The 26973-nt window shown below is 40.4% G+C and carries 23 protein-coding genes; 12 read left to right on the forward strand and 11 right to left on the reverse strand.

Translation table 11 applies throughout. From position 1 onward, the window contains the following. On the forward strand, positions 1-277 hold a 277-nt coding region (locus GQY27_RS21765), incomplete at its 5' end, for a hypothetical protein (protein ID WP_236570606.1). 47 nt (positions 278-324) lie between these two features. On the opposite strand, the gene GQY27_RS14110 is transcribed toward GQY27_RS21765, so the two are convergent. Continuing rightward, entirely contained in the window at positions 325-1437 is a 1113-nt protein-coding gene (locus GQY27_RS14110; RefSeq protein ID WP_160035479.1) for an HD-GYP domain-containing protein, read from the reverse strand. Between the two features lie 165 nt (positions 1438-1602). Continuing rightward, on the reverse strand, positions 1603-4179 hold the full coding sequence (gene gyrA, locus GQY27_RS14115; protein WP_160035481.1) for a DNA gyrase subunit A: 2577 nt from the start codon (positions 4177-4179) through the stop codon (positions 1603-1605). 405 nt (positions 4180-4584) lie between these two features. Between gyrA and GQY27_RS14120 the strand changes: the two genes are divergently transcribed. Beyond that, positions 4585-5406: a YheC/YheD family protein gene (locus tag GQY27_RS14120; RefSeq protein WP_160035483.1), complete on the forward strand. Its 822-nt coding sequence runs from the start codon at positions 4585-4587 to the stop codon at positions 5404-5406. A gap of 45 nt (positions 5407-5451) precedes the next feature. On the opposite strand, the gene gyrB is transcribed toward GQY27_RS14120, so the two are convergent. The 9 genes from gyrB to GQY27_RS14165 form a co-directional block, all read right to left on the reverse strand. Continuing rightward, positions 5452-7362: a DNA topoisomerase (ATP-hydrolyzing) subunit B gene (gyrB, locus tag GQY27_RS14125; protein ID WP_160035485.1), complete on the reverse strand. Its 1911-nt coding sequence runs from the start codon at positions 7360-7362 to the stop codon at positions 5452-5454. A gap of 139 nt (positions 7363-7501) precedes the next feature. After that, positions 7502-7750: an extracellular matrix regulator RemB gene (remB, locus tag GQY27_RS14130; RefSeq protein WP_160035487.1), complete on the reverse strand. Its 249-nt coding sequence runs from the start codon at positions 7748-7750 to the stop codon at positions 7502-7504. Between the two features lie 15 nt (positions 7751-7765). Next, positions 7766-8878: a DNA replication/repair protein RecF gene (gene recF, locus GQY27_RS14135; protein WP_160035489.1), complete on the reverse strand. Its 1113-nt coding sequence runs from the start codon at positions 8876-8878 to the stop codon at positions 7766-7768. A gap of 66 nt (positions 8879-8944) precedes the next feature. Continuing rightward, positions 8945-9163 carry a S4 domain-containing protein YaaA gene (gene yaaA, locus GQY27_RS14140; RefSeq protein WP_160035491.1) on the reverse strand — a complete coding sequence of 73 codons (219 nt, stop codon included), beginning with the start codon at positions 9161-9163 and terminating at the stop codon, positions 8945-8947. 33 nt (positions 9164-9196) lie between these two features. Next, a complete protein-coding gene (dnaN, locus tag GQY27_RS14145) occupies positions 9197-10339 on the reverse strand; it encodes a DNA polymerase III subunit beta (RefSeq protein ID WP_160035493.1) in 1143 nt (380 codons plus the stop codon). A 333-nt stretch (positions 10340-10672) separates the two neighbouring features. Then, positions 10673-12019: a chromosomal replication initiator protein DnaA gene (gene dnaA / locus GQY27_RS14150; RefSeq protein WP_160035495.1), complete on the reverse strand. Its 1347-nt coding sequence runs from the start codon at positions 12017-12019 to the stop codon at positions 10673-10675. 593 nt (positions 12020-12612) lie between these two features. After that, positions 12613-14160: a gluconokinase gene (gene gntK / locus GQY27_RS14155; RefSeq protein WP_160035497.1), complete on the reverse strand. Its 1548-nt coding sequence runs from the start codon at positions 14158-14160 to the stop codon at positions 12613-12615. A 58-nt stretch (positions 14161-14218) separates the two neighbouring features. Further along, a complete protein-coding gene (locus GQY27_RS14160) occupies positions 14219-15580 on the reverse strand; it encodes a GntP family permease (protein ID WP_160035499.1) in 1362 nt (453 codons plus the stop codon). A gap of 306 nt (positions 15581-15886) precedes the next feature. Then, positions 15887-16555 carry a GntR family transcriptional regulator gene (locus GQY27_RS14165; protein WP_160035651.1) on the reverse strand — a complete coding sequence of 223 codons (669 nt, stop codon included), beginning with the start codon at positions 16553-16555 and terminating at the stop codon, positions 15887-15889. Between the two features lie 613 nt (positions 16556-17168). Here GQY27_RS14165 and rpmH point away from each other — a divergent pair. From rpmH to GQY27_RS14215, 10 genes are all read left to right on the forward strand, one after another. Next, positions 17169-17303, forward strand: coding sequence for a 50S ribosomal protein L34 (gene rpmH, locus GQY27_RS14170; RefSeq protein ID WP_091159838.1), 135 nt, complete (start codon positions 17169-17171; stop codon positions 17301-17303). A 162-nt stretch (positions 17304-17465) separates the two neighbouring features. After that, entirely contained in the window at positions 17466-17822 is a 357-nt protein-coding gene (rnpA, locus tag GQY27_RS14175) for a ribonuclease P protein component (RefSeq protein WP_160035501.1), read from the forward strand. Between the two features lie 69 nt (positions 17823-17891). Beyond that, entirely contained in the window at positions 17892-18779 is an 888-nt protein-coding gene (locus GQY27_RS14180) for a YidC/Oxa1 family membrane protein insertase (RefSeq protein ID WP_160035503.1), read from the forward strand. Positions 18780-18842: 63 nt separating this feature from the next. Then, positions 18843-19571, forward strand: a complete 729-nt coding sequence (gene jag / locus GQY27_RS14185; protein WP_160035505.1) for an RNA-binding cell elongation regulator Jag/EloR — start codon at positions 18843-18845, stop codon at positions 19569-19571. A 226-nt stretch (positions 19572-19797) separates the two neighbouring features. Beyond that, a complete protein-coding gene (mnmE, locus tag GQY27_RS14190; RefSeq protein ID WP_160035507.1) occupies positions 19798-21174 on the forward strand; it encodes a tRNA uridine-5-carboxymethylaminomethyl(34) synthesis GTPase MnmE in 1377 nt (458 codons plus the stop codon). A 240-nt stretch (positions 21175-21414) separates the two neighbouring features. Beyond that, the gene (gene mnmG / locus GQY27_RS14195) at positions 21415-23301 is read left to right on the forward strand and encodes a tRNA uridine-5-carboxymethylaminomethyl(34) synthesis enzyme MnmG (protein WP_160035509.1); all 1887 of its coding nucleotides are present in this window, start codon (positions 21415-21417) and stop codon (positions 23299-23301) included. A gap of 2 nt (positions 23302-23303) precedes the next feature. After that, positions 23304-24029: a 16S rRNA (guanine(527)-N(7))-methyltransferase RsmG gene (gene rsmG, locus GQY27_RS14200; RefSeq protein ID WP_160035511.1), complete on the forward strand. Its 726-nt coding sequence runs from the start codon at positions 23304-23306 to the stop codon at positions 24027-24029. A gap of 400 nt (positions 24030-24429) precedes the next feature. Next, positions 24430-25248 carry a nucleoid occlusion protein gene (gene noc / locus GQY27_RS14205; RefSeq protein WP_160035513.1) on the forward strand — a complete coding sequence of 273 codons (819 nt, stop codon included), beginning with the start codon at positions 24430-24432 and terminating at the stop codon, positions 25246-25248. Between the two features lie 113 nt (positions 25249-25361). Beyond that, positions 25362-26123 carry a ParA family protein gene (locus GQY27_RS14210; protein WP_160035515.1) on the forward strand — a complete coding sequence of 254 codons (762 nt, stop codon included), beginning with the start codon at positions 25362-25364 and terminating at the stop codon, positions 26121-26123. Then, positions 26116-26958: a ParB/RepB/Spo0J family partition protein gene (locus tag GQY27_RS14215; RefSeq protein ID WP_160035517.1), complete on the forward strand. Its 843-nt coding sequence runs from the start codon at positions 26116-26118 to the stop codon at positions 26956-26958. The genes GQY27_RS14210 and GQY27_RS14215 overlap by 8 nt, the downstream gene beginning before the upstream one ends. Positions 26959-26973 lie beyond the last annotated feature (15 nt).

Below are 26973 nucleotides of genomic sequence, written 5' to 3' on the forward strand. Positions count from 1 at the left end.
CATGAGTTTCACTTGCGTAAAACTCCTCGTTGTTCAGTTTTCAAAGATCAATCTCATCAACAACTTTCGCTGTCAACTTTTATATCATATCATGTCCGGTTCAGAGTGTCAAGCTTTTTTTAGAAGCTTTTCAACTTCATTTATGAAGCTTGTTATTCAGCGTGGTGCTTACTGGCTAACTTCTTGGCCGGAATTAGAATATACCATGCTGGTAGAAATAATGCAAGTCTTTTTTGACGAAAACTTTTATTTCTATTTAGACTTCTTATTAGATTAGAAAACCCTGCTTTTATACAACCGAAATGCAGGGTTTTTCTATCTGATCTATGTTTGTATTAACTCTTTAATGTATAGCTGCCTTTGCGCTACTAGATTAACAATCGTCCCTTCTACAGACACCATAGGACGAGTTGGATGATCTCGATCTGTAAAAATGATCTCGCCTATTCTTTCATCACTTAGTCGCACGATTGTTCCATGATGGAACTGTGTTACTCTCCGAATAAAAATTTGTACGATTTTGGGATCAAGTTTTCCAAATGACTCAAGCAAGATCTGTTCTAATACCAAATAAGGTGACTGAGATTCTTTATATGGCTTGTCCAAAGTCATAGCATGAAAGATATCAGCTACAGCTACAATTCTGGCATAAATATGAATTTGTTCACCAACCAGTTTAAGTGGATAGCCAGATCCGTCTATCTTCTCATGATGTTGCAGTGCAGTTAGTCTTACCCCATCATTAATTGCTTTTACTTGCTTAAGGATATTGTATCCGTATGTTGTGTGTTTACGTACCTCTTCTTCCTCTAAATCAGATAAGAGATTAGGACTTATTATTAGTGATTGATCAATTTTACTATTACCTATGTTGTGCAAAAGACCCGCAAGGGCTACTTGTACCCAATCTTTTGAGGGCAATTTACACCACTGAGCTAATAAGTAGGATGTTAAAGCGGTGAGTACTCCATTGTGAAACATATACTCTTCTTTCTTAATAGAAGAAGGTACAAAATAAAGAACTTGGTATTTCTTAATATGTAAAATTAAAATTTCTAGTTGGGTACGAAGCTCGAATATCGGAATATCGAATGCTCCTGCTTCATTAAAAGATTTCTTAATTAGTGTAATCATTTTATCGTATTCTTCATCAAATGATGTGAGTTCAGCTGATCGTACAATTTGTTCGAACTGAGCGTCTTCTTCCCTCTTCTGTTCCATCTCTTGTTTCTTACTGTTTTGGGGTGGTGAAGGTTTGTTTTGTTTAGTCTGATTACTATCGATATCTACCGTCTGAATGAGAAAAGCACGCAATATATCTAGATCACGCGGAAGTATTACTTTTCCTTTGGGAAGCAGCAATCCCCCTAAAGGTGTATAAACATCTTTAACTAATTTAGCTCCTGGTTTTAAATCGATGATCGACATCAACGCCATTTTTACTACCGCTCCGTTCTTATTACTTTAAAATTATAATATTTTTACATTATATACCTTTCCTATTGGTGTGTATATTGGTAATGCAAAGATGGTTATCGCTCTCACCTTGCTATAAATGAAAAAAAGAGCCTCCCATAACAGGAGACTCTTTTCCAATTATTCTTATTCGGATTCTTCTTCCGATTCTTCACTGCTCGTATCCATATCCGTTTGATCCGTTACATTCTCTTCTGCATCCGTATCTGTATCAGATATTTCACCTGCTCCAGCCATGTTAGCCTCGTTGTCGAATTCACCGTCTTCTTCATCATTCTCTTCAGATTTATCTGTACGACAAACTGTCGCAACAGAATCATGATCACGAGTATGAATCAGCTTAACCCCTTGAGTATAACGTCCCATTGTAGAGACACCTTCCATACTCATACGAATCAAAGTACCGCTGGTTGTAATAATCATGAGATCCTCTTCTGCTTTTACAACTTTGAGGCTCACAACAGGACCATTTTTCTCCGTAACATTGATCGTCTTGATCCCTTTACCGCCGCGGGTCTGAATACGATAGTCAGCAACTGGTGTACGCTTACCGTAACCATTAGCCGTAACAATCAGCACTTCCTGATCTGGATCAATGATATCCATACCAATAACCATGTCGTCAGGATCAAGAGTAATACCCTTCACCCCAGTAGCACTTCTGCCCATGGAGCGAACATCATTTTCAGAGAAATGAATGGACATCCCTTGTGCTGTACCCATAATCATTTCTTGTTTTCCATCCGTCAGTCTCACCTCAATAAGCGAATCATCTTCACGAAGATGAATAGCAATAAGGCCACCCTTACGTATGTTTATATAATCCTCAAGCGGTGTCTTTTTCACTACCCCTTGCTTCGTAGCAAAGAACAGGTATTTATCGCTCTCGAACTCTTCAACCTCAATAACGGCATTCACCGTTTCTCCCTGTTCGATCTGAATCAGGTTAATAATTGGAGTTCCTCTTGCTGTACGTCCTAATTCAGGAATCTCATAAGCTTTGAGGCGGTACACTTTCCCCTTGTCTGTAAAGAACATGAGATAGTTATGGGTGTTTGATACGAAAAGATGTTCAACAAAATCCTGATCCTTCGTATCCATACCAACAACACCGCGTCCTCCCCGTCTCTGAGATCGGTAAGTCGATACCGGCAATCGTTTGATGTACCCTGTATGGGTAATTGTAACGATCACATCTTCACGAGGAATGAGGTCCTCATCAAGAATGCTCTCCTCACCAACCGTAATTTCGGTACGACGCTCATCAGCGAACCGATCCTTAATCTCTTGCAGCTCGTCACTGATGATTTGAAGAACAAGATGCTCATTCGCCAAAATCTCTTTAAACTCCGTGATCTTAGCTAGAAGCTCATTATATTCATTCTCGATCTTCTCGCGTTCCAGTCCAGTGAGTCGTTGCAGACGCATATCGAGAATTGCCTGTGCTTGATCATGGCTTAATTCAAAACGATTAATCAAGCTTTCTCTTGCTGCCTCCGTCGTTGCCGAAGCACGAATAAGTGCAATAATCTCGTCGATATGATCAAGAGCGATCCGTAGACCTTCGAGAATATGCGCACGAGCCTCTGCTTTACGCAAATCAAACTCTGTACGGCGGCGAATAACAACAATCTGATGCTGCAAGTAGTGATACAACACTTCGCGCAAATTCAGTATTTTCGGCTCGTTATTTACGATCGCCAGCATGTTGATACCGAAATTAGACTGCATGGAAGTATGCTTGTATAAATTGTTCAGTACTACATTCGGATTTACATCACGGCGAAGTTCAATGACAATCCGCATGCCGCTGCGATCTGATTCATCTCGAAGATCTGTAATACCTTCGATTCTTTTATCACGAACGAGTTCTGCAATTTTTTCTACAAGCCGTGCTTTATTAACTTGATAAGGAATTTCATGCACAATAATTCGTGCTTTATTATTCACTTCTTCAATCGTTGTTTTAGCTCGCATTGTGACAGAACCGCGGCCTGTCTGATAAGCCTGTCTGATACCTGATCTACCCAAGATATATCCTGCCGTTGGGAAGTCTGGTCCATGAATATAATCCATCAGTTCCAGAGATGTAATCTCTGGATTCTTAATCATTGCTTGTACCCCATCAATGACCTCGCCCAAATTATGCGGAGGAATATTGGTAGCCATACCTACGGCTATACCACCTACCCCATTTACCAGAAGATTCGGATATCTGGCTGGAAGAACGATAGGTTCATGTTCCTCACCGTCATAGTTTGGCTGAAAATCAATGGTATCTTTATTGATATCACGAAGCATCTCCATTGCGATCTTAGAAAGACGTGCTTCTGTATAACGCATAGCTGCCGCCATATCTCCATCAATGGAACCGAAGTTACCGTGTCCATCAATGAGCATATAACGCAGCGAGAAGTCTTGAGCCATCCGCACCATTGTTTCATATACAGCAGAGTCACCATGAGGGTGATACTTACCGATAACCTCACCGACGATCCTTGCAGATTTCTTATAAGGTTTATCCGGTGCCATGCCGAGCTCTGACATTGCATACAAAATACGTCTGTGAACCGGCTTAAGCCCGTCCCTAACGTCAGGCAAAGCACGGCTGACGATGATACTCATCGCATAGTCCATAAAGGACTCACGCATCTCCACGCCTATATCACGGTCTTTAATTTGCGAGTTATTTTGATCCGCCATGCTGGACCTCCTTCTAGTCTATCAAAACCACATTGTTAAGCTGCCTTACGTTTAATCTTTATATAACTATAGCCTAACACGACTGTAGTACTCCTAAATTGACATCTATCCTATTACATAAGCCTTTACCAAAAGAGCATTATTAAACCTGCTCTATTTCTATATATCCATGCCGTTCCTAGGGAAGTGCCCTTCCTCTTTCACAGCTAAGGAATACATTGTATTAATGCAGATGCCACCATTTCCTACAGGATTTCACCTGAGTCCACAGGAATCGCCATATTCCTCTATTATACCACTGTTTTTAGTCCTTGTCCTATGGATTTACCTCAGTACTCTAACGTGCAAATCAATTTTATGTGGAAGTGGAAATGAATGAAGTGTTCACAGTAGAGGAGGGTTTTTGTGAGTATACAAAAAGTTTCGAGTAAGTGGAAAAAGATGAAGATCCTTTTGAAAGATAAATATATAGCCCCCTACAATCCTGAAACTAGAAAATATAGTCTTACTGCATTAGAACAAATGTGCCAAATCTACCGAACCGTTTATGTTAAGCCAGAACAGGGCACCCATGGAAAAGGGATTATGAGAATTGAACGTACTTCTGAAGCTACAGACCACACAGATGAGCCAAGCAGTAAAGATGTGCCTAATGCACTGTATAAACTTCATTATGTAAAAAAGAAAGAGCTATATTACTCTATCGCTGACCTGCATAAAGCAATTCTTAAACGAACCAGGGGAAAATCTTATCTTGTCCAAAGGGGAATCCCTCTCCTGAAATATCAGCAGCGTCCTTTTGACTTACGAGTAATGGTCCAGCGAAATTTGAGCGGAAATTGGGAAGCTACAGGAATAATAGGTAAAGTAGCAGCAAAAGGAAAAATTATAACCAATATCAATGGTGGGGGACGCATCGTATCTTTTGAGCAATTAATGATGCCCTATCTCACCAAAGCACAGACGGCAAAATTAAAAAAAGAACTTTTTGTGCTAGGGGTACGAACAGCAAAATGTATGGAAAAGACCTACCCTCGCATTAAAGAAATAGGACTAGATATTGCTCTTGATGGCCAAATTAAACCATGGATTCTTGAAGTGAATACTTCTCCAGGTCTATATGTGTTTGGTTATCTGCCAGATAAAAGCATCTATCGTAAAATTAAAAAATACGCCATTGCCTATGGCAGACTTAAGCCAGCACCCAAATCGAAATCAACAAAATAGATATAAAAAAGAGGCCAAACTGGCCTCTTCTCTTTTTATTAGATACTAAACGTCAAGGTTCTTAACGTATCTAGCATTTTCTTGGATAAAGTCACGACGCGGTTCAACGTTATCACCCATAAGGGTATCAAACATGGTATCAGCCAACATAGCATCGCCTATGGAAACCTGAAGCATCGTACGGCTTTCTGGATCCATTGTCGTTTCCCAAAGCTGTGTTGCATTCATCTCTCCAAGACCTTTATAACGCTGCACGTTAACTTTTGCATTTTCGCCGAACTCACGAATAATCGCATCACGCTCTGCTTCTGAACCTGCATAACGGATCGTTTTATTACGCTCTACTTTGAAAAGCGGCGGCTGAGCAATATATACGTATCCTGCTTCAATAATTTTACGCATATAGCGATAAAAGAAAGTTAGCAGGAGTGTACGAATATGAGCACCATCGACATCAGCATCTGTCATAATAATGACTTTGTGATAACGTGCTTTTTCAATATCAAAATCGTCGCCAATCGATGTTCCAAGAGCAGTGATGATAGCGCGAATCTCCGCATTAGACAAGATACGATCAAGTCTTGCTTTCTCTACGTTTAGAATCTTACCACGTAGCGGCAAAATCGCCTGGAAGTGACGATCCCGTCCTTGCTTGGCAGATCCCCCCGCAGAGTCACCCTCTACAATATACAGTTCGCTGATGGAAGCATCTTTAGAAGAGCAGTCAGCCAGTTTACCTGGCAGAGAGCTTACTTCTAGTACGCTTTTACGGCGAGTCATCTCTCTTGCTTTCCGGGCCGCTTCACGTGCTCGGGATGCTTGCAGCGCTTTATCTAAAATACGGCGGGCAGTGGAAGGATTCTCGATCAGGAACTCCTGCAGTTTTTCTGCGAACAAGGATTCCACGACGCCCCGAACTTCACTATTGCCAAGTTTCGTTTTGGTCTGTCCTTCAAACTGAGGCTCAGGAATCTTAACCGAGATGATCGCTGTAAGTCCCTCACGTACATCATCACCAGTAAGATTGCTGTTATTGTCCTTAATAATACCTGTCTTCCGCGCATAATCATTGATTACGCGTGTCAAGGCACTCTTAAATCCAGACTCATGAGTACCGCCTTCATGTGTATTAATGTTATTAGCAAAAGAATAGATATTCTCGGCATAGCTGTCGTTGTACTGCAATGCTACTTCTACCTGAATACTTTCTCTCTGTCCTTCTACATAGATCGGCTGTTCATGGAGTACTTCTCTTTTATTATTTAGATATTGAACATACTCCTTAATTCCGCCTTCGTAATGAAAAGAGTTAGAAACACCTGTACGTTCATCGGTAATTCGAAGCCCAATTCCTTTGTTAAGAAATGCAAGTTCACGAATCCGAGTGAGCAACGTGTTGTAATCATATTCAGTGGTTTCTGTAAAAATTTCACTGTCGGGATAGAAGGTAGTCGTTGTTCCTGTTTCTTCTGTATCTCCGATTACTTTCACGTCATACTGAGGAACACCACGTTGATATTCTTGTCTGTAGACGTGTCCGTCTCTTTTTACGGTAACCACGACTTTACTCGACAATGCATTCACGACAGAAATACCTACCCCGTGAAGCCCGCCCGATACTTTGTATCCTCCGCCGCCAAATTTACCGCCAGCATGAAGTACGGTCATTACGACCTCTAGCGCTGACTTTTTCATCTTGGCCTGTTCGCTTACGGGAATTCCTCGCCCATTATCAACAACGGTAATGCTGTTATCTTCATGAATAGTAACATCAATCTGATCGCAAAAACCCGCTAGTGCTTCGTCGATACTATTGTCCACGACTTCCCACACGAGGTGATGCAAGCCTCTTGCGCTGGTAGAGCCGATATACATCCCTGGACGTTTTCTGACAGCTTCAAGTCCTTCAAGGACCTGAATCTCATCTGCATCATATGCCGGTTGATTCATAGACATGCCTTTCACCTACTTCTCAAGATTAGAGTGTATCCAAGTGATGCTGATATGAGTGTATAAAATAAAAAAACTGACTGCGATATAAAAGTACCGCCTCCTTACTAACGGTTAGCAAGGTGACGATACTCGGGAATAACTTTTATATTTCAGATAAAATATTCGCTCTTTTTTTGAGTGTAGCTGAGGATATTGGAGAATAGTAAACTGTACTTTTCGTTACAACAATCGATTTGGCTTCCTCTTCGCCAATCTGTTCGATATTCTTCTCCTGTTTCGCGTACGTAACATACTGTTTGGAAATCTTTGAAGATTTCTCAATAGAGATATCAAAAATGGCTACGAGTTCAGAAGAGCGGATAATTTTGTCACCGCCCAGGTGAATATACATTGTCCGATCCTCTCCTTAACGTTCCACATGACCAGCGTCAACTTGATAGATGTATGCATCCTTCAGTTTGCTGGTATTGAGTGTCTCTATGCCTGTTGCGGTAATAAAGGTCTGCACCTTGCTCTGAAATGTTTCGATGAGCTGGGTCTGACGATACGGATCCAGTTCAGAAAGCACATCATCCAGAAGCAAAACAGGATATTCCCCAATTTCTTCCCGGATCAGTTCAATCTCTGCAAGCTTCAGGGATAATGCAGTTGTTCGCTGTTGCCCCTGTGAGCCATAGGTTTGTACTTCACGTCCGTTGATGAAGAAGGATAAATCATCCCGGTGTGGTCCGGTAAGGGACATCCCTCGCCGAATCTCCTGATCCTTCGTTTGTGATAATTTTATCATAAACCGATCTAATAAGACAGCTTCATCTTCTTCCAAAGGGTCTGCAAAGGAAGGTACATAGGCAAGTTCAAGCTTTTCCTTCCCCCCTGTGATCCCCTCGTGAATCGTTTCCGCCCACTTTTGCAGCTTCTTTATGAATTGTTTCCTTTTTTTTACGATTTTAACACCATGTTCTGCAAGCTGGTCATTCCATACGGTCAGCATCACTTGCTGGGACTCGCCAGCACCATATAATTGCTTGAGCAAATTATTACGTTGTACAAGAATTTTCTGATACTGCTGAAGATGATAAATGTATCCCGGTGCAACCTGACCGATCTCCATGTCAAGGAACCGGCGGCGAACCCCCGGTGTCCCTTTTACAATCTCGAGATCTTCTGGTGCAAACATAACTACATTCAAACTTCCAACAAAGTCACTTAACTTTCGCTGTTCTAGTCCGTTAATCTTTGCTTTCTTACCTTGTTGGGAAAGAGCAAGTTCAAGCTGAATCTTGCCATATTTTCTATCCACATGTGCACGGATGTTTGCACTGCCAGACTCAAAGCGAATTAATTCCTTATCTTTTGATGTACGGTGGCTTTTCGTAAGAGCCAGTGCATATATGGCTTCAACAAGATTTGTCTTCCCTTGCGCGTTTTGTCCAATGATGAGATTGACTGGACCAAAAGAGTCCAGTTTCAAGTACTCATAGTTGCGGAATTGTTTTAGTTCGATATCAGTCACAAACACGCTCTATATCCTCCCTTGCCCCTCGCCCCTTTGAGGAAGCAGCGGGTGTTCACATCCTACTGCTGCCTATGCCTTTGCTTCTACCTCGAATGAGCCTGCCCCTTCAACTTCGATCTGATCTCCAGGGTAAAGCTTACGACCTCGACGTTCTTCAATTTCACCATTCACTTTGATCGCTTGATCTTGAAGAAGTGCTTTAGCCATACCTCCTGTGGGTACACATTCGGACAGCTTAAGAAACTGGTCGAGCTTAATATATTCACTGTGGATAACTATTTTTTTCACGGTAAACTTCCTCTCATGTGCATAACTTTTGCCTTAATTGGTTGTACGGTAAGGCAAAATAACATAAAGACTATTGCTGTTGTCTATAGGTTTCAGAATAATCGGACTCATAACTCCTGTAAAGGAAATCATCAGTTCTTCACTTTCAACGACTTTAAGAACATCCAGCATATATTTGGAATTGAAAGAAATTTTCAGAGGTTCCCCTTTAAATTCTTTGAGCTCGAGTTCCTCACGTACCTTACCAAGTTCAGATGAACTGGACGATATTTCAATATCTCCGCTTTCAAGTGTTTGCATGCGAACAATATTCGTTTTTTCCTCACGAGACAGCAAATAAGCCCGGTCAATCGACTCGCTTAGTTTTTTTGTATTCAAAACCAGTTCTGTTTTAAACGTGGTTGGAATAATTCTAGAAGTATCGGGATAAGTTCCATCCAGAATACGAGTGTAGAACAATACACGGTCAATTTTGAATAACACTTGATTATCAGCAACGACAATATCAACAAGTGTATTTTGATCAGGTACGATTTTACTGAGTTCATTCAGCGTTTTGCCGGAGATGACCACGTTGTGGAATTTAATCTCATCTGCTCCTTCAATGTGAGCGGAGCGTGTAGCAAGACGGTGACGGTCTGTTGCCACAAATTTGAACTCATTATCAGCAAGACTCCAAAGGACCCCTGTCAAAATAGGTGTCGTTTCGTGTGTAGAAATAGAGAACACCGTTTGTTTAATCATATTTTTAAGCAAATCTCCAGGGATAGAGACCGTTTGGTTCTCTTCAATGCTTGGCAGCACAGGGAATTCCTCGGGATCAAGGCCGACAAGCTGAATTTCTGTTGCTCCAGCGGAGATGTAGGTGTTGAAGTTCTCTTTCACTTCCATTTTGACATCTTGTGAAGGAAGCTTCTTAATAATTTCGACAAAAAACTTAGCAGGCAAAACAACACTTCCTGCTTGTTCGACAGTAACTACACTTTTTCCATCCTCTTCAAGAGGGATAAAAGACTGAATTGAAATATCAGTATCACTTGCCGTAAGTGTAACGCCTTGATAGTTAACGTCAAACTTAATACCGCTTAGGATCGGAATTGTTGTTCTGCTGGAAATGGCTTTAGATACTTGCTGAATGGCATCATTCAGATAACTTTTCATTATGCTGATTTTCATAGTTACACTCCTTGGAAAAATGAATTCTTTTTTGAAGAGAGGTTTGAAGAACTGGAACTTGCGGTTAAATGATTCAAACTTAAAAATTTGATTATAAAAAAAGCTATACCCGCATAAATTAATTCATCGGTTTTTTTTAAAATAGAGACCTTGAAACTAAGCTTTTTTGCAGTTCAATTGGTTGAGCTGAAAGCTTAGTTTATTTGGTGTAGTAATCTTTAAAAAAGAGTAGTAATAGTAATAGGGGCACTGAATATGTGGATAAGTGCCTTAAATGACATAAAATTAAGCCTATCCACATGTGTACAGATTGTGCATAGGCTTTGTACTTATTCAAGTTGGGTTTTTAACTTTTTCGATAATACTGTTGATAACTTTAAAGAGCTCTTGGTCCGTTTTAATGAGCTGTGATATCTTCTCGTGAGCATGGATGACCGTGGTATGGTCTCTTCCCCCAAATGCCTCTCCGATCTTCGGTAAAGAATAATCTGTCAGTTCTCTTGAAAGGTACATGGCAATCTGCCTTGGAAAAGCAACGGCCTTTGTCCGTTTTCGGGCCTTAAAATCCTCCATCTTCAAGTTGTAGTATTCTCCAACTTTTTGCTGAATATCTTGAATCGTAATAATTTTAGGTCGACTTGACGGAATGATGTCCTTCAGAGCTTCTGCAGCTAAATGAGTTGTGACATCTTGGTTCGTCAGAGAAGAGTAGGCTACCACACGTATTAGTGCTCCTTCAAGTTCTCTGATGTTTGTATCGATTTGATTCGCAATATACATCATGGCTTCGTTTGGAATATCCAAATTCTCTGCTCTCGCCTTTTTGCGTAAAATGGCGATTCTTGTCTCTAAATCCGGAGGCTGAATATCCGTAATAAGTCCCCATTCAAATCTTGAACGCAATCGTTCTTCGAGTGTTGGGATCTCTTTTGGAGGCCGGTCACTTGAAATAATGATTTGCTTACGTTCTTCATGAAGTGCATTGAACGTATGGAAAAACTCTTCTTGTGTTGATTCTTTCCCAGCTAAAAACTGAATATCATCGATCAGCAATATGTCTACGTTACGGTATTTATTCCGAAAATTCTCACCACGGTTGTCCCGGATGGAATTAATGAATTCATTCGTGAATTTCTCCGAGGAGAGGTAAACAACCTTACTACTGGGGTTGTGCTCCAAAATGTAGTGCCCAATGGCATGCATGAGGTGTGTCTTGCCGAGTCCAACTCCACCGTACAGGAAGAGAGGATTGTACGCTTTGGCCGGTGCTTCTGCTACGGCAAGGGAGGCTGCATGTGCAAACCTATTGCCAGGGCCGATGACAAACGTGTCAAAAGTGTACTTCGGATTAAGCATGTGAGACACAGCTTCCTCTTGAGTTACTGGAGGAGGAGTGAATACTTGCTGCGGATCCGGCTCAGCCGTCTTGTCTTCTTCTATAACAAATTTCACGTCCACTTGCTTTCCGAGCAGTTCGTATACAGTCGAACCGACAAGTTTTGTATAGCGGCTTTCCAGCCATTCTACAGCAAAGGTAGTTGGCGCTGAGATCACAATAGTTTGATCAGTCAGTTTTGTCGCCTTCGTTGCCTTAAACCAAGTGTCGTAGCTAGGCTTGCTTAGCTTTGTTTGTATAATCGATAGTATTTGCTGCCATAATTCGGAAGTATGGCTGTCCACAGACTGTCACTCCTTTTAATCTTCCAAATGTGGCCCAGTGCCATGAGTGGAATGTCGAAAAAAAATTTATATTGTAGAATTTATCCCCAATGTCCATAGGACGCTAAACAAAAAAAGAAGGAACAACGGAAAATTGTTCACAACTTTATCCACAGGGTGTTGATAATATTATGGATTGAAACATCTATTCACATCCAAAAGCAATATAATCATAGCAAAAGAAGTCTTATATTTCAACGTATCTCAGGATTTTATCCACAAATTCAATAACTTGTGTATAATTTTTAATCACAACACTACATATTGTTTATAAATTGTTTAGTTTTCGACAAGATCATTAAAAATCTGAAATCATTTATTCACAGGTTGTGCTTATAAATTATCAGTTGATGTTGGATAAGAGGGAAGATTAAGAGTCACTTGAGGCTTCTTTTCTCTGTGGATAACTGAAAAACGTAATAAAAGTAATTGTAAATGGGGGGATTTGACCCTAATCAGAAACACTACATGTGGAGAAGTTTTATTTAAGAACAAACAAAAAAGAGCCGATCAAAATGACCGGCTCTTTGATTTTGATATAAATAAAGGTGAACTTAGTTGGTAGCAGAGATATATTTACGCTGAAACTTGGCCAGGTCCTCATACTCTTCTGTAAGCTTACGAGAAATACGGATAAAAATCGGAAGCAGCTCTTGATAGATATCGACCTGATCTTGATTAGGAGAGTGTGCATGTGTTGTTCCAACCATGCTTGTAACGACTTCTAGGGAATCGGCATGACCTGTTGCGTATAGTCCAAGGACTACCGCTCCCAGACAAGAGCTTTCAAAGCTCTCTGGCACAACAACTTCCTGATCGAAAATATCAGCCATCATCTGCCGCCATAGCGGAGAACGAGCAAATCCGCCAGTGGCTAAAATTCGGCTTGGCTGCCCCATTTGTTCTTTCATGGCAAGCAGAACGGTATAAAGATTAAAAATAACACCTTCTAATACAGCGCGGATCATGTGTTCCTTCTTATGCTGCAACGTAAGACCGAAGAATGATCCTTTTGCATTTGGATTCCACAGTGGAGCTCTTTCACCTGATAAGTAGGGGTGAAATAGGAGTCCGTCTGCACCAGGAGCTACTCGCTCAGCAATACGAGTGAGTACATCATAGGAGCTGATTCCAAGTCTTTTTGCCGTCTCTACTTCTGATGCGGCCATTTCATCACGTACCCAACGGAAGATCATGCCCCCGTTATTCACAGGTCCTCCGACCACCCAGTGATTCTCAGTTAAGGCATAACAGAAAGTACGGCCCTTTACATCCGTGACCGGCTTATCTACAACGGTGCGAATTGCACCGCTTGTACCAATCGTAGCAGCGACCTCTCCTGGGTGGATGGCTCCTACACCAAGATTGGAGAGTACTCCATCACTTGCTCCTACAACAAATGGAGTAGAAGGGCTTAGTCCCATTTCTTTTGCATAATAAGGATCAAGACCTGTCAGCACATATGTAGTAGGAACCAGCTGAGATAAATGTTCAGGGGTGATACCGGCTATTTCAAGTGCTTCTTGGTCCCAATCCAGCTGCTGCAAATTAAACATTCCGGTAGCGGAAGCAATAGAATGGTCTACCACATATTGATTGAACAGTCTTAAGGTAACGTATTCTCGAATAGATATGAACTTGGCTGCTTGATCAAAAATACTTTTTTGGTCATTTCTTAGCCAGATCAGCTTAGATAAAGGGGACATAGGATGAATCGGTGTTCCTGTTCTACGATATATTTCATGCCCATTCAGCTCTTCTTTTAATTTCCGTGCCCATACATTGCTTCGATTATCGGCCCAAGTAATACATGGTGTGAGGGGAAGTCCACTTGCATCCATAGCGATTAGGCTGTGCATAGCAGAGCTAAAAGAGGCGAATAAAACCTGCTCTGGTAAGATTCCGCTTTCTGACATTACTGCTTTGACCGTATGGATTACAGCAGCCATGATTTCATCTGGATTCTGTACAGCTGAGTCTGGAACAGGCGTGAGAAGAGGGTACTCCTCACTTGCCTTTGCTATCACCATTCCATTTTTCTCAAAAAGCACTGCTTTTGTACTTGTCGTTCCAATATCAATGCCGATCATATATGAGTTCATATTTAGAGCCTTCTTTCTATAAGCTATTACCAACCAATAATAGAGGTAAGAGTGGCAGTTAAATAACGAGATTTAGCAATAAAATCAGGACAAGTGCAACGACAGAAAGTAAACTTTCCATGACAGACCATGTTTTAAGGGTTTGAGGTACCGTCATATTGAAGAATTCTTTAATCATCCAGAAACCTGCGTCATTCACATGGGATAGGAAAACAGATCCTGCTCCCGTTGCAAGAACCACAAGTTCTACACTAGCCTCTGGGGAAAGTGCGAGAACAGGAGCAACAATACCAGCAGCAGTTGTCATCGCGACAGTAGCTGATCCTGTTGCTACACGAATTAGAGCGGCAACAAGCCAAGCAAATAATATGATATTGATATTCATACTCGTAGCGAGTTCTGCAATAGCTGCACCGACACCACTATTAATAAGTACTTGTTTAAAAGCACCACCTGCACCGATAATCAGAATTATGCTTGCTGTCGGTGCAAGACATTCACTTGTAAACTTAGAAATTTCATTTTTGTTGAATCCCCGGGCAAAACCAAGAGAAAAGAGAGCAAAGACCACTGAAATAAGAAGGGCAATAACCTCATTACCAATAAACTCAAGAAAATGAGAGAAACCATGAACACCTTCCGGATCAACAATCAGTGCGATCGATCCAGCCAGCATCAGGATAACAGGCAGTAAAATTGTGAACAATGTAATACCGAAACCGGGAAGTTCACGTTCACTTTTTAATGAAAATTGTTCTGCAAGTTCGGTTGGCGGAGCTACATGGACTCTCTTGCTAATAAAGTTAGCGAATACAGGACCAGCAATAGCTGCAGTCGGCAGTCCCACTATAAGAGAATACATAATGGTTTGACCTAAGTTAGCACCAAATGCCTCAATAGCAATCATAGGCGCAGGGTGAGGAGGTACAAGTCCATGTACAGTAGAAAGACCCGCCAAAATGGGGATCCCGATCTTCAGAATGGATAAACCTGTTTTTCTTGCTACTGTGAATACAATCGGAATAAGAAGAATCAGACCCACTTCAAAAAATACAGGAATACCCACAATAAAACCAACAATCATCATGGCCCAGTGGACCCGTTTTAATCCAAAACGATCAACAAGAGTAGTGGCGATTCGTTCTGCCCCGCCGGACTCTGCCATCATTTTGCCTAGCATTGTACCCAGCCCGATCACAATGGCAATCGTACCGAGGGTTCCACCAACTCCGCTTGTAATCGATGTTACAACATCTTGTGTATTCATGCCGGTGAGAAGGCCCAAAATCAATGCAGCAATCAAAAGTGATACAAACGGATTCCATTTGTACTTGGAAATAAGTATAACTAAAAATACGATAGTGAGAAGAGTCCATACCAGCATTGTTGCTGTATGACTAAGGCCAAAGATACTTTCCATGATGAATGTTCTCCTTTTTGATGGGAATTATAGTAGAGGAGGGATCCTCTATTTAGAAATAAGTGCGCTTACAAAAATCTCTGTCATTCGGCATATCGCCAATTTGTATACTTGTCGACAACTTTTAGTAGAGAGAAAGCACATATTTTGCACCAATCTCCTTGAATATAAGCAGTATGGGTAATTCATTTCATAACTCATAAAAACGATAAATTGAGCTTTATAATTGAGAACGACTTTTACCAATAGATCGTCTTGCTGAAGTAACTAAAGATATTATGAAACTGATTGCTACTAAAAACATCTCTAAAAAGTTTTATGCAGTGTTTGTCGTGAATCTGTAAAGTAAATCCTGACTTCGTTTGCTACAATCTCAGGGTCTTTGGAAGCAAGCCCTTTCATTAATTGATGGTGTTTTTGAATGACAGCTTTGATCCGTTCTTCGCCATGGGAGAAAATCTCTTCGGTTGTAAGTAAAAGCAACGTCATAATAATCTGCCGAATACTTTTCCAAAGATGGAGAATTCGCGTATGATTTGCTTCAATAATAATCGTCTCATGGAACTGGAAATCAAGATAAGCAAATTCAATAAAATCGGAATGTCTCATGGCAAGTTCCATTTTATCGATGATTTGTTGTAGTTTTGTTAACAGATCACAAGGCAATTGCTTCGCTAAATTCGCTTGAACAAAACTTTCAATTAGGTACCTTACATCATATAGCTCGTCCTTATCTCTTGAGCTTAGTCCAAGAACTACGGCACCCATCCGCTCTAATCTAATCAATCCCTCGTTTGAAAGCGTTTTAAACGCTTCTCTTACAGGGGAACGACTGCTTTTAAACTGAGCCGCAATTTTATTCTCGGACAATAATTCTCCCCTTGCGATCGTGCCATCAATAATTTGCAAACGTAAATCGCTTACAATTAATTCTCCTAAAGAATTGCCTTGTAGCCAAGCAGAAGGATAACGCATCATATAACTCTCCTATTCATTACACTAGACTTCTTTTATCTTCATGATAACGAACATTAGTGTTAGTCGGCAATAAATGAGAAAACTTCATCCATGTATACTTGTATACAAGTTATTGATACCACTATCCTACCTCAACAGTGAATAATTTGTAAACGGTTAATTAGAGGGATGGATTTATATAGAAGGCATATATTTTATACATATAAACATAAGGAGTGAATTGAATCACTTTAATACAGAAATACTCCATATGGAGATTTGCCCGGCGAGATTACGGGGTGTTCAAATTAAGCTATATCGCAGACATATAGTAGAAGAAAAATTATTAAAATAAACTCAGTCCATCTATCCACATGTGTATAACTTACAAGAAGATACAATAACTGATAAAAAATGTGGACAAGAGGATCTAAAGATATGGAATTGGGATATAATGTAGTTCAGTTGACTTTTTGACTTGTACGTGGTTAAATATATAAAGGCATTTTCTGTGTTGATGAAAATGATTAAATTAAGATATCGTTATAGATTGCGCTATGCAAATAAACAGTTTATATGTACTACTAGGTAGTTCAATCTGTACAGGATTCCTTTTAAGGGGGTGCAATACATGAGACCAACATTTAGACCGAATGTTAGCAAACGTAAGAAGAACCATGGTTTCCGGAAAAGAATGAGCACGAAAAACGGCCGTAAAGTTCTGGCAGCCCGCCGTCTTAAAGGCAGAAAAGTACTCAGTGCGTAATGCGTGCATGAAGACCACTACGGTGGTCTTTTTTTCTTAAACAAGAAATTCTATTTTAAATAGGGGAGCGTTTATAGCTTCCTACGATCGTCCATACTTATTTTTAGGGTGAAACAATGCGTTCATTATATAGAGACGCGTCTTAGCAAGGAGAAGAGATTATTGCATAAAAGATTACGTTTACGAAACCGTGCCGACTTTAGTCGCGTATACCGTTATGGTAAGTCTCAAGCAAACTATCAGTTTGTGGTATATGGATTGCGTCGCAAGGATGTCGAGCAGTTTCGTGTCGGCGTATCTTGCAGCAAAAAAATAGGAAATGCGGTTGTCCGCAATCGCATGCGAAGAATGATTAAAGAAATTATTCGACATCATGAAGCCGAAATTGTTGAGAATATGGATCTCATATTTATCGTAAGAAAGGGAGCAGTTTCGATGAGCTACAAAGAGATGGAGAAAAGTCTACTTCATGTCTTGCGTAAAGCTTCGCTGCTCAAGGCAGAAAGGCGCTCGAAATAGCGTTTCTTTGTTCTTCTACTTATGGTATTATTTACGGTGGAATGGATAGGTTAAGAGAGGGGTTATCAAGTGTCACGACTCAAGTCAATGAAGGGGAAAAAGTGGATTCTCCTGATCGCTGTAATTGCTTTAGTTGCTGTACTATCGGGTTGTACATCTGCTAATACAACTCATGTTACCACAGAAGACCTCAAAAACAGTGGATCCTTTTGGAAAAGTAACGTTGTTTATTGGTTCTCATTATCTTTAGACACATTAGCTAAGCTGTTTGGTGGAGAATATGGATTGGCAATTCTCGTACTGGTAATTATCGTTCGTACGTTAATCCTTCCACTTACTATTAAACAAGTTAAAAGTTCAAGAAACATGCAAAAGATTCAACCGCTTATCAAGGAAATCCAAACGAAATATAAGGATACCCCTGAAAAAATTCAAGCGGAAACGATGAAGCTATTCCAAGAGCATAAAGTCAATCCAATGGCGGGTTGTTTGCCTCTGATTATCCAGATGCCTATCTATATCGCTCTTTATAACTCGATTCTCTATAACTCAAATATTAATCAGCACACTTTCTTATGGATGGAACTTGGTTCCCCAGATAAATTGTTTATACTTCCTGTGCTCGTTGCTGGATCTATGTTCTTCCAAACATGGTACATGATGAAACAAAATCCATCACAGCAGCAAGGACCTATGCAGTTTATGCTTTGGGTATATCCAATCCTGATGTTTATTATGTCCTACCAGTTTGCTTCGGCATTGCCGCTCTACTGGTTCTACTCGAACATCTATACCATTATTCAAAACTTCTTCCTCTATCGCAATAACGACAAGCATGTAGCTGCTGCAAATGTTGAAGGAACAAAGGTTTCCTCTAAAAAGAGACAAGCTGGAATGGCAACTACGAACGGTGCAGGTTCTCAAGCGAAGAAGAAAAAGAAAAAGAAGAAAAAATAATATAAATCATTGATTGTCCGGTTTATCAGATCAGGAAGTGGCAAAGGAGGCACGGCGATCCATATGACCACCGTCATTGTGACAGGTAAAACGATAGAAGATGCTGTAGATCAAGGACTGGCTAAGCTTGGTGTCAGTCGAGATCTGGTTACGTTAAACGTCTTAGAACAGCCATCCAGAGGTTTTTTAGGTCTCATTGGTGTTAAGCCAGCCAAAGTAGAATTGACACTTAAGCCAAAACAGGCAGAAGAATCTTTTCAAAACGAGCCCGATTCTGCTCTGATCCGTACTTCTGAGCTTACATCTTCAAGATCAACGGAGCTAGATACTAATATATCTAATGATGTAGATCCATATGTTGAAGCGAGCAATTTTGTGAAAGAAGCAGCTGCGGGTATGGGTCTCGATGTTGAAATTGAGATCAAAAAAAGCAGGGATGGTAAGATATTCAACATTACCGGAGAAGATCTTGGTCTTATTATTGGACGTAGAGGCCAGACTTTAGATGCTTTGCAATATTTAACGAATATTGTGGCAAACAAACACTCAAGCAGTTTCGTACGAATTATTCTTGATGCGGAGAATTTTCGATTAAGACGTCGTAAGACACTCGAAGAACTTGCAGATCGACTGGCTTCACAGGTGATTCGGACGGGAAAAGAAGTAGTCCTTGAACCCATGCCTTCCCAGGAGCGCAAGGTGATTCATGCTAAACTTCAGAATCATCGTCAGGTGAATACAATCAGCAAGGGCGAAGAGCCTAACCGTAGAGTGGTTATTACACTTAAATAAGCTTAATGTGATTTCATGCGATTACGCAATGGCTTCCTGCCCCGTGCAGAAGCCATTGCTTTTTTCGTAATCAGGGTACGCATATAGACAATAAAATCATTTTGATCTATATGTAGACCTGATTAAATCAACCAAGGTATTATGAAATTGATTCAGTTAATAATGAAAATAACAGTCTTATAACTTGAATATAGATCGTAACCATGGATACGGGAAGGTGAAATAGATGATTAGTGATACAATAGCAGCTATTTCTACAGCTGTAGGTGAAGCAGGGATTGCTGTCATTAGGGTCAGTGGTCCAGATGCAATCAAAGAAGTAGGTAAGATTGTAAAAAGTAAAACACCACTCGAACAAGCGGAATCTCACACCGTTCATTATGGACATATTATCAACCCACAGACACAAGAAAAAGTGGAAGAGGTACTTGTCACAGTGATGAGAGCTCCACGTTCATTCACCACAGAAGATGTGGTAGAGATTAGCTCGCACGGTGGTGTTATTTCCGTTAAACGAATTATGGATCTACTGCTTATGCTGGATATCCGAGTAGCAGAACCAGGCGAGTTTACCAAAAGGGCCTTTTTGAATGGAAGAATTGACTTGTCTCAAGCCGAAGGTGTTATGGATCTCATTCGTTCTAAGTCAGATCGTGCTTTTTCCGTTGCTTTAAAACAAGTAGGGGGAGCTCTCTCTGCAAAAATACGTGATCTTCGTTATACCCTTGTAGAAACAATGGCACATATTGAAGTGAATATTGATTATCCAGAGCATGACGTAGAATCACTCACTTCTGAATTTATCAAAGAAAAATCGTCTCATGTTATGAACGAAATTGATAAGCTGTTAAAAACAGCAGAACAAGGGAAAATATTAAGAGAAGGAATTACTACAGCCATCGTTGGAAGACCTAATGTAGGTAAATCTTCTTTGCTTAATACACTGGCTCAAGATAACCGTGCGATCGTCACAGATATTCCAGGAACAACTCGCGATGTCATAGAAGAGTTTGTAACCATTAATAATATTCCTTTAAAATTGCTCGATACGGCGGGTATTCGGGAAACAATGGATGTTGTTGAGAAGATTGGTGTGGAACGATCTCGCACTGCTTTTACAGAAGCAGACCTGATTCTCATGGTAGTAAATGCGGGAGAACCGCTGCATGAGGATGAGCTCGAACTTTTGGAGCAAATTAAAGGCAGACAGGCTATTGTTATTTTAAATAAAATGGATCTCCCAACCAAGATTGACCGGGACATATTAGAACGCTATATTGATCCCGAATTAATCGTACCGATGTCTGTAAAAGCAGAAGAAGGTATTGACCTGCTTGAAGAAGCAATATCAAAACTATTCTTTAGCGGGCAATTAGAATCAGCAGATCTCACTTATGTTAGTAATGTACGGCACATCTCTCTTCTGAAAAAAGCAAAGCAGTCTTTACAGGATGCTTATGACGCTGCTGAACAGTTCATCCCGATTGATATGATTCAAATTGATGTAAGATTAGCTTGGGAGCAACTCGGTGAGATTGTTGGAGATACTGCGCATGATGCTCTAATTGATCAGATTTTCTCCCAGTTCTGTTTAGGGAAATAAAGAAGATATAATTATTAGATCCACGGGATTCATTATAGATTTATCATTTGGAATGATCTAAATCAATCGAATCAAGTCTTATGGAATTCCCATGTTTTTTGATATAATGGAATTTAGTGCTTTGTATAAGCGCCTAGAAATGAACTTGATAAGAAGTCTAGAACAGTGAGGTTCTGATTTCGTTTCAATACAGCAATATAAATTACAGGGAGAAATCCCTGAAACAAGGAGGAAGGCACGATGGGATTTGATGGCGGTACATTCGATGTTATTGTCGTTGGTGCAGGTCATGCTGGTGTTGAATCAGCTCTCGCTGCAGCTCGTATGGGCTGCAAAACGCTGATGGTCACTATTAATCTGGATATGGTCGCATTTATGCCATGTAATCCATCGATTGGTGGACCAGCAAAAGGTCATGTAGTCCGTGAAATTGATGCTTTAGGTGGAGAAATGGGCCGCAATACAGACCGAACATTTATTCAAATGAGAATGCTGAATACAGGTAAAGGTCCAGCAGTACATGCGCTTCGAGCCCAGGCAGATAAATTTTCTTACCAGCACACCATGAAAGAAACGTTAGAAATGGAACCGAATCTTACGATGCGCCAAGGCATGGTAGAGCGTTTAATCGTGGAAAACGGAGAGTGTGTCGGTGTCGTTACACAGACAGGATCAGAATACCGTGCTAAATCAGTTGTACTTACAACAGGAACCTACTTACGCGGTAAAGTAATTATGGGTGAACTGATGTATGAGAGCGGACCAAACAATCAGCAGCCTTCGATTAAGTTATCTGATCATCTTAAAGAGCTTGGTTTTGAACTTGTACGTTTCAAGACAGGGACTCCACCTCGGGTGCATAAGGATACCATCGATTTCAGTAAAACAGAAATCCAACCAGGAGACGATATTCCTAAGTTTTTCTCCTATGAGACGGAAAGCTCAGACAATGAACAATTGCCATGCTGGTTAACGTACACCTCAGCTGAAACACATCAGATTATTACAGATAATCTGCATCGTGCCCCCATGTTCTCAGGTGTAATTGAAGGTACGGGACCACGTTATTGTCCTTCCATTGAAGACAAGATTGTTCGTTTTAGTGATAAACCAAAACACCAAATTTTCCTAGAACCCGAAGGTAAAAACACCAAAGAATATTATGTTCAAGGTTTGTCTACCAGCTTACCTGAAGATGTGCAATTAGAAGTATTGCGTTCTGTTCCAGGACTTGAGAATGTACAGATGATGCGTAACGGCTATGCCATCGAATATGACGCTATGGTGCCGACGCAACTTCTTCCTTCGCTTGAGACTAAGCGTCTTCCAGGGTTGTTTACTGCAGGACAAATTAACGGAACTTCTGGTTATGAAGAGGCAGCTGGTCAAGGGATTATGGCTGGAATCAATGCAGCCCGTAAAGCACAAGGAAAAGAAGCGGTTGTTCTAGATCGTTCGCAAGGGTACATCGGTGTTCTTATTGATGATCTGGTGACAAAAGGTACGAATGAGCCCTACCGTCTGCTTACTTCGCGTGCTGAGTATCGACTGCTTTTGCGTCATGACAATGCCGACATGAGACTTACTCCACTTGGACATGAGATTGGACTTGTGACGGATGAACGTTATGCTAAATTCCTTAATAAAAAGGAAAAAGTAGAACAGGAAATCGAACGTTTGCGTACCACTCGTACTCGTCCTTCAGAAGTGAATGAACTTCTTGCAAGTATAGAGTCAACGCCTTTGCAAGATGGAATTTCTCTTCTTACCTTGATGAGACGTCCTGAAGTGAATTATTCTTTTATCGAGAAAATCTCACCTTCTCCTTATGATCTAAATGAAGAGATGAAGGAACAAGTTGAAATCCAAATTAAGTATGCGGGTTATATTGAGAAGCAACTCACTCATGTAGAACGTCTGCTGAAAATGGAGAAAAAGAAAATTCCAGATACCATTAATTACAATGAGATTCATGGTTTGGCAATGGAAGCGAAACAAAAGCTAGAAAAAATTCGTCCAATCTCTATCGGTCAAGCTTCCCGGATCTCGGGTGTAACACCGGCAGATATTTCAATATTGCTCGTTTATCTAGAACATTATAATCGGGTTACTGCATCTAGGGGGTAACAATGGATCATATACAGAAGGAATTGCAAGAACGCTTAGCAGAACATCAGATTGAGCTTAGCGAGAAGCAGTTAGATCAATTTGAGATTTATTATAAAGAGCTCGTATCTTGGAATGAGAAAATGAATCTAACCGGTATCACTGAAAGAGAGCAAGTATATACAAAACACTTTTATGATTCTGTGTCACTTGCTTTCTATGTAGGAATGGACGAAGTGAATACAATTGCGGATATAGGTTCTGGGGCAGGTTTCCCGGGTATTCCGCTTAAGATTTGTTTTCCTCATTTGAAGCTGACGATTATTGATTCTCTGAATAAACGGATTACTTTTTTACAACATCTTTGTGATGCTCTTGGACTTGAAGACGTGGAACTTATTCATGGTCGGGCAGAAGAGGTCGGAAGAAAAGCAGGTTACCGAGATCATTATGATTTAGTTACTGCGCGTGCTGTTGCGAGGCTTGCGGTACTTAATGAATTTTGTTTACCTTTTGTCCGTAAAGACGGAATGTTCGCAGCAATGAAGGGTAGCGATCCTACTGCAGAATTGACAGAAGCGGCATACAGTTTAAAAGAGTTAAAGGGTAAACTCATTGAGACACATGCTTTCCAACTACCTGTGGAAGAGTCAGCAAGGCATATGATTTTAATCCGTAAGATAGCAAACACGCCAAAGATGTATCCTAGAAAACCAGGAACACCACTTAAGACACCACTTGTTAAATAATAAGAAGGGAATGTTTCACGTGAAACATTCCCTTTTTTTTGTTCTTTTAAGTAATCTAACTTCTCAAAATAAGAAATAATACTATATTTTATCTGCATAAAAACAAGCCTCAAAAACGATATAAAAACAAGGCTCAAAATCAACAAACACGATGAAAATACTAGAAGTCAATTTTCCTTAAAATGAGATAAAATTCACTGCCAAACAATAGGATTATGGAAGAAAAAGTGATAGAATAGAGGGAGTAGTTTCTTCGTACAGATAGAGTCTAAACGTCATAGAACATAATACTATACATAAAGAAGACGGCTTAGCCTAGTTGCAACATGGAATCGAAGAGAGAACAGTCAATGAAGTGCCTAAAGCGGCACTATTTTGAATTTAGGTGGTAATCTACGGAATGAAAGAACAATTTTCTAAGTTGTTTGGTTTGACGGAACGCAGTAACGGGGAAGAAGTAAAACAAATTCCGATCGATGAAATTGTGAGCAGCCCGTATCAGCCCCGTACGATTTTTGATGACGAGAAGATTGAAGAATTATGCCAAACGATTAAAACTCATGGTGTCATTCAGCCCATTGTGGTTCGCGTTCGGAACGGACAATATGAAATTATTGCTGGGGAGAGACGCTGGCGTGCCGTAAGGAAACTTGGCATGGAACATATCCCTGCTATTGTACGTGAATTTAATGATTCTCAAGCAGCTTCAATAGCACTTATTGAAAACTTACAGCGTGAAGGGCTGACAGCAATTGAAGAAGCTGTGGCATATCAAAAGCTGATCGACTTGCACCAGTTAACACAAGAAAGTCTGGCACAGCGCCTTGGAAAAAGCCAATCCACAATAGCAAACAAAATTCGCTTGCTGCATTTACCTGAAGAAGTGAAGATGGCTCTTATGGAACGGAAAATATCAGAGCGACATGCGAGAGCACTACTTTCCCTAGATCGTTTGGAGATCCAATTAAAAATTCTCGAAGAAATCATCACTAAAGAACTCAATGTAAAACAAACGGAAGCAAGGATTGCTTTCTACAAAGAGTCTTCCAAGATTAAGAAGTCAAAACGGTTTTCTTTTACAAAAGACGTTAGACTCGCTTTGAACACAATTAGACAATCCATTGATATGGTGTCAGATTCAGGCCTCGACATCAAAACAAAAGAATCTGATCATGAAGATCATTATGAAATAGTAATACAAATTCCGAAACGTAAATAATGAACATACAGCGGCTCAGGTGCCGCTTTTTCTATCTACTTCATTCTAGCTATTGCGCCGATATCTATTATCTCGTACCCCTAAGGAATGACTCCTATACTGAGGTGAAAAAAGTGTCAAAGATTATTGCCGTAGCAAACCAGAAGGGCGGAGTAGGTAAAACCACGTCCTCTGTTAATCTAGGTGCCGGACTAGCTTCACTTGGCAAGCGTGTGCTTCTTGTAGATATAGATCCCCAAGGCAACACAACTAGTGGGGTGGGTGTTAATAAAGCAGATGTTGCTTATTGTATCTACGATGTGCTCATTGAAGAGATCCATCCTAAAGAAGCAATTGTCGAAACGAATATCCCGGGACTCCATCTGATTCCCGCAACAATTCAGCTCGCTGGAGCGGAAATAGAACTTGTATCTACCATTTCTCGTGAAGTTCGTCTGAAGAAATCTCTGCAGATGATCAAACATGAGTATGACTATATTTTGATTGATTGTCCTCCTTCACTTGGAATGCTTACCATTAACTCACTGACTGCATCCGATTCTGTTATTATTCCAATTCAGTGTGAATATTACGCCCTCGAAGGTTTGAGTCAGCTCCTAAATACAGTTAGGCTTGTACAAAAACATCTGAATACTTCTCTTCAAATTGAAGGTGTACTGCTTACCATGTTTGATGCTCGCACGAATCTTGGGATCCAAGTTATAGAAGAAGTCAAAAAGTATTTTCAACAAAAAGTATATAGAACGATTATTCCGCGCAATATTAGACTTAGTGAAGCACCATCACATGGACAGTCTATTATTACGTATGATCCTCGCTCAAGAGGAGCGGAGGTTTATTTAGAGTTGGCAAAGGAAGTGATTTCATATGAGTAAGCGTTTAGGTAAAGGCTTGGATGCACTTCTACCTTCGCTTTCGATCAACGATGATGACAAAGTTGTGGAGATACCACTCAGCCAGCTTCGCGCAAATCCTTATCAGCCTAGAAAAACATTTGATGAAGAGTCCATAAAAGAACTCGCTGAATCTATTCGCCAGCACGGAGTTATTCAACCGATTATTGTTCGCAGTGTGCTTAAAGGATATGAAATTATAGCGGGTGAGAGGCGTTTTCGCGCATCTGAGTATTGCGGTAAATCTACAGTACCAGCCGTAGTTCGTAACTTTTCTGAACAGCAAGTCATGGAAATTGCACTTATTGAAAATCTGCAACGTGAAAACCTAAATGCTATGGAAGTGGCTGTAGCATATCAAGGTCTTATGGAACAGTTCTCTCTAACTCAAGAAGAGCTGTCTATGAAAGTTGGTAAATCAAGATCTCATATTGCTAACTTTCTACGGTTGTTAACCTTACCTGAGGAAGTAAAGGATTATGTTTCACGTGGAACATTATCCATGGGGCATGCAAGAGCTATTGTTGGTCTTAAGGATCAAAAGGTAGTAAAGGAACTGGCTGAGGAATGTATCCAGAAGCAATGGAGCGTTAGAGAACTTGAAGAAGCTGTTCAACAATTGGATCGTAAGGGAAACGAAAGTAAATCTAAGTCTAAGCAGAAGAGAAGAGACCCTTACATTGAAACGGTTGAGGAAAGTCTGCGTGATCGTTTCAAGACTACGGTAAAGATTAAGGCTAACAAGGAAAAAGGAAAGATTGAACTGAATTATTACAGCAAACAAGATTTAGAGAGACTATTAGAATTACTTCAATAAATGGACTTCTCGAAT

Origin of the sequence: Paenibacillus sp. An7, from assembly GCF_009870785.1 — a bacterium.
Taxonomy (GTDB): Bacteria; Bacillota; Bacilli; order Paenibacillales; family Paenibacillaceae; genus Paenibacillus.

What these genes read in the sequence shown, in the direction of transcription:
- GQY27_RS14110 (WP_160035479.1), bottom strand. Translation starts at nt 1,437, where the DNA reads ATGGCGTTGATGTCGATCATCGATTTAAAACCAGGAGCTAAATTAGTT.
- gyrA (WP_160035481.1), bottom strand. Translation starts at nt 4,179, where the DNA reads ATGGCGGATCAAAATAACTCGCAAATTAAAGACCGTGATATAGGCGTG.
- gyrB (WP_160035485.1), bottom strand. Translation starts at nt 7,362, where the DNA reads ATGTCTATGAATCAACCGGCATATGATGCAGATGAGATTCAGGTCCTT.
- remB (WP_160035487.1), bottom strand. Translation starts at nt 7,750, where the DNA reads ATGTATATTCACCTGGGCGGTGACAAAATTATCCGCTCTTCTGAACTC.
- dnaN (WP_160035493.1), bottom strand. Translation starts at nt 10,339, where the DNA reads ATGAAAATCAGCATAATGAAAAGTTATCTGAATGATGCCATTCAGCAA.
- gntK (WP_160035497.1), bottom strand. Translation starts at nt 14,160, where the DNA reads ATGAACTCATATATGATCGGCATTGATATTGGAACGACAAGTACAAAA.
- GQY27_RS14160 (WP_160035499.1), bottom strand. Translation starts at nt 15,580, where the DNA reads ATGGAAAGTATCTTTGGCCTTAGTCATACAGCAACAATGCTGGTATGG.
- GQY27_RS14165 (WP_160035651.1), bottom strand. Translation starts at nt 16,555, where the DNA reads ATGCGTTATCCTTCTGCTTGGCTACAAGGCAATTCTTTAGGAGAATTA.
- rpmH (WP_091159838.1), top strand. Translation starts at nt 17,169, where the DNA reads ATGAGACCAACATTTAGACCGAATGTTAGCAAACGTAAGAAGAACCAT.
- jag (WP_160035505.1), top strand. Translation starts at nt 18,843, where the DNA reads ATGACCACCGTCATTGTGACAGGTAAAACGATAGAAGATGCTGTAGAT.
- mnmE (WP_160035507.1), top strand. Translation starts at nt 19,798, where the DNA reads ATGATTAGTGATACAATAGCAGCTATTTCTACAGCTGTAGGTGAAGCA.
- mnmG (WP_160035509.1), top strand. Translation starts at nt 21,415, where the DNA reads ATGGGATTTGATGGCGGTACATTCGATGTTATTGTCGTTGGTGCAGGT.
- rsmG (WP_160035511.1), top strand. Translation starts at nt 23,304, where the DNA reads ATGGATCATATACAGAAGGAATTGCAAGAACGCTTAGCAGAACATCAG.
- noc (WP_160035513.1), top strand. Translation starts at nt 24,430, where the DNA reads ATGAAAGAACAATTTTCTAAGTTGTTTGGTTTGACGGAACGCAGTAAC.
- GQY27_RS14215 (WP_160035517.1), top strand. Translation starts at nt 26,116, where the DNA reads ATGAGTAAGCGTTTAGGTAAAGGCTTGGATGCACTTCTACCTTCGCTT.